Source organism: Bacillus sp. ISL-7 (assembly GCF_018613065.1).
Genome location: NZ_JAGGQW010000049.1, coordinates 62,139 through 68,600, shown reverse-complemented (window position 1 = coordinate 68,600; position 6,462 = coordinate 62,139). Strand labels below are relative to the sequence as shown.

10 protein-coding genes are annotated in these 6,462 nt (G+C 36.7%); 4 read left to right on the top strand and 6 right to left on the bottom strand.

All coding sequences use genetic code 11. From position 1 onward, the window contains the following. Positions 1–185: 185 nt before the first annotated feature. Complete coding sequence (locus J7E66_RS20515; RefSeq protein WP_088088653.1) at positions 186–509, bottom strand: DUF4870 domain-containing protein; 324 nt, start codon at positions 507–509, stop codon at positions 186–188. Between the two features lie 169 nt (positions 510–678). On the opposite strand from J7E66_RS20515, the gene J7E66_RS20510 reads away from it, so the two are divergent. Together J7E66_RS20510 and J7E66_RS20505 are read left to right on the top strand one after the other, a co-directional pair. Further along, positions 679–1,806, top strand: coding sequence for an amidohydrolase (locus J7E66_RS20510; RefSeq protein WP_215003239.1), 1,128 nt, complete (start codon positions 679–681; stop codon positions 1,804–1,806). 303 nt (positions 1,807–2,109) lie between these two features. Further along, positions 2,110–2,670 (top strand): GNAT family N-acetyltransferase, encoded by a 561-nt coding sequence (locus tag J7E66_RS20505; RefSeq protein WP_215003237.1) that lies wholly within the window; start codon positions 2,110–2,112, stop codon positions 2,668–2,670. Positions 2,671–2,731: 61 nt separating this feature from the next. Here J7E66_RS20505 and J7E66_RS20500 read toward each other — a convergent pair whose 3' ends face one another. Both J7E66_RS20500 and J7E66_RS20495 read right to left on the bottom strand, forming a co-directional pair. Continuing rightward, positions 2,732–2,890, bottom strand: coding sequence for a hypothetical protein (locus J7E66_RS20500; protein WP_179195904.1), 159 nt, complete (start codon positions 2,888–2,890; stop codon positions 2,732–2,734). Between the two features lie 91 nt (positions 2,891–2,981). Beyond that, complete coding sequence (locus tag J7E66_RS20495; RefSeq protein ID WP_215003235.1) at positions 2,982–3,752, bottom strand: SDR family oxidoreductase; 771 nt, start codon at positions 3,750–3,752, stop codon at positions 2,982–2,984. 183 nt (positions 3,753–3,935) lie between these two features. On the opposite strand from J7E66_RS20495, the gene J7E66_RS20490 reads away from it, so the two are divergent. After that, positions 3,936–4,421, top strand: a complete 486-nt coding sequence (locus J7E66_RS20490; RefSeq protein ID WP_308161926.1) for an Hsp20/alpha crystallin family protein — start codon at positions 3,936–3,938, stop codon at positions 4,419–4,421. Positions 4,422–4,464: 43 nt separating this feature from the next. Here the strand turns inward: J7E66_RS20490 and J7E66_RS20485 are convergent, their stop codons facing one another. Both J7E66_RS20485 and J7E66_RS20480 read right to left on the bottom strand, forming a co-directional pair. Beyond that, complete coding sequence (locus J7E66_RS20485; protein WP_215003233.1) at positions 4,465–4,923, bottom strand: FixH family protein; 459 nt, start codon at positions 4,921–4,923, stop codon at positions 4,465–4,467. 12 nt (positions 4,924–4,935) lie between these two features. After that, positions 4,936–5,214: a hypothetical protein gene (locus tag J7E66_RS20480; protein ID WP_215003231.1), complete on the bottom strand. Its 279-nt coding sequence runs from the start codon at positions 5,212–5,214 to the stop codon at positions 4,936–4,938. A gap of 99 nt (positions 5,215–5,313) precedes the next feature. On the opposite strand from J7E66_RS20480, the gene J7E66_RS20475 reads away from it, so the two are divergent. Beyond that, the gene (locus J7E66_RS20475; protein WP_168244799.1) at positions 5,314–5,559 is read left to right on the top strand and encodes a DNA alkylation repair protein; all 246 of its coding nucleotides are present in this window, start codon (positions 5,314–5,316) and stop codon (positions 5,557–5,559) included. A 64-nt stretch (positions 5,560–5,623) separates the two neighbouring features. Here J7E66_RS20475 and J7E66_RS20470 read toward each other — a convergent pair whose 3' ends face one another. Then, positions 5,624–6,445, bottom strand: a complete 822-nt coding sequence (locus J7E66_RS20470; protein ID WP_215003229.1) for a hypothetical protein — start codon at positions 6,443–6,445, stop codon at positions 5,624–5,626. Positions 6,446–6,462 lie beyond the last annotated feature (17 nt).

Here is a 6,462-nt window from a genome sequence, read left to right as displayed (position 1 = left end):
ATATTATGGGTTACAGTTCATGTTAAGAGGCTAGCTCTTTTTTTCTAAAAATAAATACACTAAACCCAAGGAGGACTATGATGCATGTGAATGCAAAGAAAGAGCCATAATATACTGTATTTTACATTTATACCAAAAAATCTCCTAAAACCCGACAAATTTTTTGCCGGGTATATTTCTCAAGATTATTTAATTAGCCGAAAAATTAACGGAAATCGATATTCATTTCCTTCAAAGGCTTTGATTGCTGCAATAATGGTGAATACAAAGAGCATTACACCTAATATCGCTAATGCTACAAAACCAATTAAGATGAGTGTTAATAATCCGCTAACAAAAAAGTAAACTGTATAGGAAATCAAAAAGTTAAAGTATTCCCTGCCGTGATAATCAATGAATGATGACTCATCCTTTTTTATTAACCAGATAACTAGCGGTGCGATTACTGGGAAAAATATACTTAACACATAAATACCAGCAGCAAACAACCTTTCATCTTGATTAACCATTTTCTATTCCCCCATTGGAATATTTTTTTAAATTCATTAATATTTACGCCAATGGTTTTAAAAGGTTTCGTTATCCTTGAAAAAATTTATGGGATCAAACTTCTCCCTAGGCACGCAAATTGGTAAAATTAATAAAATAACTATTATCAACGTGAAGAAAGGTTTTATTATGACAAAAATACTTTTAAAAAACGCAACGGTATATCCAATTTCATTAGAACCAATCCATCACTGTGATGTCCTAATTGAAGCAGGGAAAATTAAAAAATTAGGCAAAAATTTAACGACAGACTTAAAAGTAAAAATAATCGATTGTGAGGATTTATTTCTTTTACCGGGCTTTATTGATGTTCATACTCACTTAGGTCTTTATGATGAAGGAACTGGCTGGGCTGGGAATGATGCAAATGAAACAGTCGAAGCCCTCACGCCCCATATTCGGGCAATTGATGGTGTTTATCCATTGGACCCAGCGTTCTCTGATGCCGTCAAAAGCGGCATTACAACTGTCCATGTCATGCCAGGAAGCGCCAACGTCATTGGCGGAACTACTTCAGTCATTAAAACTACTGGTAAAAATATAAAAAAAATGATTATCCAAGAAGTTTCAGGCTTAAAAATAGCCTTAGGGGAAAATCCAAAGAGAATTCATAGCCATGGGAATAATGATTCCATTACACGGATGGGGATTATGGGGATGCTAAGAGAAGCCTTCTACAAAGCCATCCATGCGGATAATCCCGAGGAGCCTAGAATTACTCCTATCGTGAAGGCCTTAAAAAGAGAAATTCCCGTAAGAATTCATGCTCATCGTGCGGACGATATTATTTCAGCGCTTCGTTTTGCAGAAGAGTTTAATCTAGATTTACGTATTGAGCACTGTACTGAAGGGCATTTAATAGCCAGTGAATTATCTGGAATGGGTTTAAAGGTTTCTGTAGGACCTACATTGACACGAAGATCCAAGGTAGAATTAAAAAATAAAACATGGAAAACCTATCAAGAACTGACCAATCATGGTGTTGAAGTATCAATTATTACCGACCACCCTTATACACCAATTCAATACTTAAATATTTGCGCGAGCCTTGCTGTTCGAGAAGGATTATCCGAGAAAAAAGCACTAGAAGGAATCACCATATTACCAGCCAAAAATTTAAAAATAGACAATACCGTCGGAAGTATCGAAGAGGGTAAGGACGCAGATTTAGTGCTTTGGAGCCATCACCCATTCCATTATTTAGCAAAGCCAAAGTGGACGATGATTGGCGGTGAAATAATCTATCAAGAAAGATAGATTAATGTTGAAAATTGGTAAAAAATATTATCGAAAAATACACAAAAAACCTATTTATTTTTTGGTTTTTTTCTTGTATTATACACTAAGTGAAATGTTTTAGACCTTAATACTTTGGGGGTTTACGAACACAATTTGTTAACAAAAAAATGATATAGGGAAGGCAAATGGTGCGCCACCAGTTTTACTGGTTCTAGTGGGTTCGATTCCCACCCCGAAATTTTTTAGTAACTTTATAAAAAATTTCGAGGGTGGACCGCTTCTTTTGACATGGGATCGGAATGCCCTAATGGAGGGATTTTCATGCTTAAAAAACGTGATCTTCATGACAGCCACGCATTGTACGAATTAATGACGCACCCTGATGTCTTCCCTTTTGTACGCCAAAAAGCTGATTCTTATGAAGAATTTTTATTTATGACAAAACAAACCATAGAATCCGAAGAACGCGGTGAATTAATTTCACGGACCATTCTCGATGAATGGGGAGCTCCTATCGGAACAATTAATCTATTTGATATTGAGGACAACGCAGGTTTTTTAGGAACATGGCTTGGCAAGCCCTACCATGGCAAGGGTTATAATAGCCCGGCTAAGGATGCCTTTTTTCAAGAACTTTTTTATGAAACGGGAATTGAGACAGTTTTTATGCGCATCCGCAAGGTTAATATTCGCTCAATAAAAGCTGCTGAAAAACTACCTTATGTTATAAAAGCAAATGAAAGTAGAAAATCTATTTATGAGCAATTAAACGCAATTGGTGAAGTATATGATTTATATGAGATTCCAAAGGATCAATACACCTTTTACCTTATGCGAAACGGAGCAGTTCAATCAGACGATTCACAATTGCTGGAGGCATAAAAAAAACAATCGGCCCTCGCCGATTGTTTTTATTTAGTTTTCAAGGAAAGAAATCTTCATATTATTCCGTTAAATTTTGCTCCATGCTTTCGTTTACGTCATTAAGACCCATTTGGAGCAAAAATTCATCTAATTCCTCATTCGTCAATGTTTCAAAGCGGCCATCATGAAAAAATACTTGGGTTTGATTAGGGTTAATTCTGTTCATGTTAAAACTCATTTTCTTTGCTCCTTTCATAGATGATTATTTTCTATTGTCCACAAAAGAAGCTGTTTTCATTCCTGAAAATCAAATAGTTCAAAAAATTATACTAATTCTTAAGTACTTTACCTAATACGTCAAGTCCACCTGTGACAGGTATTATACTTCCAGTAATTAAATCGGATTTTTCATCCGTAAGGAAGGCAATTACTCTGGCTATATCTTCTCCTGTTCCTTGCCTTCCAATGGGGCTATCACCCATTGCTGCTATAGCATCCCCGATATTACTATCTTTCCATTCATTTATTATATCACCCGGACAAACCATATTAGCGGTTATCCCATGTTCTGCTTCTTCAATTGCAATTGTCCTTGTAAGTGACGCTACTCCTGTCTTCGCTGCAGCAAACGCAGAACGAAATATCCAACCTGGTGCGGTTTCGACTCGGTCATATCCGATTGTAATAATTCTTCCCCATTTTTGGTTTCGCATCGAAGGAATAATAAGTTTTGACAAATAAAATACAGCACTTAAGTTCCCTTGTAAAATATAGTTCCATTCATCGAAGGAATAGTCTGTCAGCTTCTTTCTTTCATGTATGTATGGACCTGCATTATGAACTAAAACATCCACGGTTGAAAATACAGCAAGGGTTTCATCAACAATTCGGATACAATCCTCCATGTTCGAGACATCTCCTTGAATCGTAATGTTTTGCGTTCCATAATATTTAGTCAATTGGTTTGCTAAAGAAATAGCTTCTGCTTTACTATTACGATAGTTAATGACTAGCTGATACCCATTTTCCGCGAGATATAAAGCAGTTTTTTTGCCAATACCAGAAGCTCCCCCCGTAATCAAAGCCGTTTTCTTTTTCACAAATCATTACCTCTCAATGTTTAGAATTTCTCTCTTAACTATATGTTAAAAAGAAACAATTATTTATGCAAATTTTAGTTCCATCTCAATAGTGAAAACTTGTTCCCCTGTAAAGGATGTAAGTTTTAATAACGAATGGGCAAATATTGGCATAGGATAAGATAGCTACAAAAGGTGGAAAGGATGAGATCATTGTTCCCTTGGGATAAGTTTCCTTTTGATAACGATTTGAAGGATAAGATAACAAAAATGAAGCCTGAAGAAATCAATAACTATGTTCAGGATCTTATGGGGAAAATCATGCCCGCTAACATGAAAGGTGTGATGAACCCTCAAGAGATGTTTAAGGGTTTCCAATCGTCGGTATCCCCGCAGGAGCCAACGAGGAGTATATTGAATTCAACGGCCTTTGAGACCCATGATTTTGTGTATGTTAGAATTCCAATCAAAAAAGAGGAATGGGTTAAACAGCTCCGTATTTTTCATACATCTAATCAACTAATTGTTGAGCATATTCCACAACATGAAGATAAACACACGATCATCCTTCCTGCAATTGTAAAAAAGAAGGGGGCAACTGCTACCTTCAAGGATTATATGCTTGAAGTGAAGATCCCCAAAAATGTTGATATGCAGTTTTCTCAAATTGATGTTACTGAAATTTCATGAACGTCATTAGTGTAAAGGACAGCCAATTTTTCTGTCCTTTAGTTTACTGATCTTCATCTTCCATCTTCATACCATCCATGGAGTTTTTGGTGTTGGGATCCTCAGGTGCACTTGGGGTCCCAATGGTAAATTCTTTTTTAGGCATATTATGCATATCTCTTGCTGTAACGTGAGAAATGATATAATAAGTACCTTCTTGTGAGAAGGATCTTTCTAAGCGATATATTCCTTTTTCAGCATGCTTAATTTCTACCTTTTCATGCTTGTCATCCTTTGCACGCCAGATCTCAAAAATAACCTCAGCATCCTTCACTTGATCATTCCCCTGAGTAACCTTCGCTTCAAATGTAATCGGTTGATTCATTTTGCCTGGGTCCGGGTTAATGGATAACTCTACTTCTACCATTTGCGGTAGATTATCGGCGTGTTCTTTTTTATTACTGCACGAAATAACAATACTTAAACATAGAACAGTCACCAAAAAAACGAAAAGCTTTTTCAAGGTTCCTCTCTCCTAACTTAATTCTTCCATTACTTCATTATGAATTTTAATTAACAATAGCTTGGCTTCTAGTGAAATCGTAGAATTAATCACTCTTTTGATTGCAGAATAGTATTTCTCATACTTGTTTTTCCGGATCCTCGGGTGTGAGTTTTCATCTTGAAGCTCCCTTTTTATCGCTTCGAATAGGGTCACTTCACTACCTTTTCCTTCTGTATCTAGTATACGATTATTCCAAATCTGCCGATATTCCTCTAGTAATTCATCGAAGGACACTCTTTCTTTCGACAAACAATCCCTCCCCTTTTATGTCTTCACTTGCATTGTTACATATTTACTAACACTATTGCAAAAAATACAATTTAACAAGTCAAAGAAAGGAGAAACCTTATGTCTACCCCTTATAAATGTCCAAATTGCAAAACGAATCGGAGCCGCTTTAATGTTATTCAACAAGTTTCCCAATCTGTTAAACTTGACCCTCAATCGGGAGCAGTAATCCGAGAGTATGGTGAAAATGATTTAGAACCCTTCCACCTCCCATACAATGGACCAGAATTTCGAGTCCAATGCGGTGCCTGTGGTTTAATTGAGGATGAACGTACGTTTATCAAATTTGGCGAACAGCCGATATAATCTTCTTCTTCACAAAAAAACATCCTAATTATTGGGTTGTCCAGTAACTAGGATGTTTTTTTGTTTAGTGAAGATTATTTTCTTTTAGAAAATCCTTTGAATCCACTTTCCAAGCATCAATTGGTGAAAATCTTACCAGATGAATATCCCCTCTAAAGGATTGCCCGCCTCTGTTTTTTATAAACCAATCAATTTCGATGGGGACATCTAAACTAATTTCCTCGGTTAAATCCTCTGCTGGCAAAAGCTCCATTCGAGAAATTCTAACACTCTCTACATTCCCTAAAATCGGCTTCCAGTTTATTTTTTGTAAAGAAGCTTGGGAAGTAATCTGGACATCCTGCTGCTTCAATCCTGCAACATAGGCATTTATGACCTCATAGGGATTCGCTTTTCCTAAATACTGATTTAATTTGCCAGAAGCCTTCAAAACCATGAGCATATGTGATAAGTCCATTGAGTTGGTACGATGAGTGGTACTCCCATAAAAATGAATACAAAAGTGACCTGGAAAGTTATTCGCTAATGCTCCAGCACCATGCGGCATTCCATGCATCGAGCCCGCTATCCATTGATCCTTATGAATAACAATAATAGCTCGGCGTTTCCAACTCCATTTACCCCCGTATATTCTTTTCATTACCTTCGTGTCTTTTGTGGTTAATGGCTGTACATCCGCATGGTGGCTTCCCGCTCGTCGTTGCACCTTGAACTTTCTTCCCGTTTCCACGTCCATTACCGTAAATTTTGTGTACTTTGGCAGGATTTGATTAACTTCTTTCCAATTTAACATCTCAATTTTATAGCTGATTGTTGATGCTGCTTTTACCCCTTGGCCATTTAGGAGGATATGAATTAACATTAAAAAAATGACTACCCTCTTCATCGTATCCTCCTTTTACA

What these genes read in the sequence shown, in the direction of transcription:
- J7E66_RS20475 (WP_168244799.1), top strand. Translation starts at nt 5,314, where the DNA reads ATGTCTACCCCTTATAAATGTCCAAATTGCAAAACGAATCGGAGCCGC.
- J7E66_RS20500 (WP_179195904.1), bottom strand. Translation starts at nt 2,890, where the DNA reads ATGAGTTTTAACATGAACAGAATTAACCCTAATCAAACCCAAGTATTT.
- J7E66_RS20510 (WP_215003239.1), top strand. Translation starts at nt 679, where the DNA reads ATGACAAAAATACTTTTAAAAAACGCAACGGTATATCCAATTTCATTA.
- J7E66_RS20490 (WP_308161926.1), top strand. Translation starts at nt 3,936, where the DNA reads ATGAGATCATTGTTCCCTTGGGATAAGTTTCCTTTTGATAACGATTTG.
- J7E66_RS20515 (WP_088088653.1), bottom strand. Translation starts at nt 509, where the DNA reads ATGGTTAATCAAGATGAAAGGTTGTTTGCTGCTGGTATTTATGTGTTA.
- J7E66_RS20505 (WP_215003237.1), top strand. Translation starts at nt 2,110, where the DNA reads ATGCTTAAAAAACGTGATCTTCATGACAGCCACGCATTGTACGAATTA.
- J7E66_RS20470 (WP_215003229.1), bottom strand. Translation starts at nt 6,445, where the DNA reads ATGAAGAGGGTAGTCATTTTTTTAATGTTAATTCATATCCTCCTAAAT.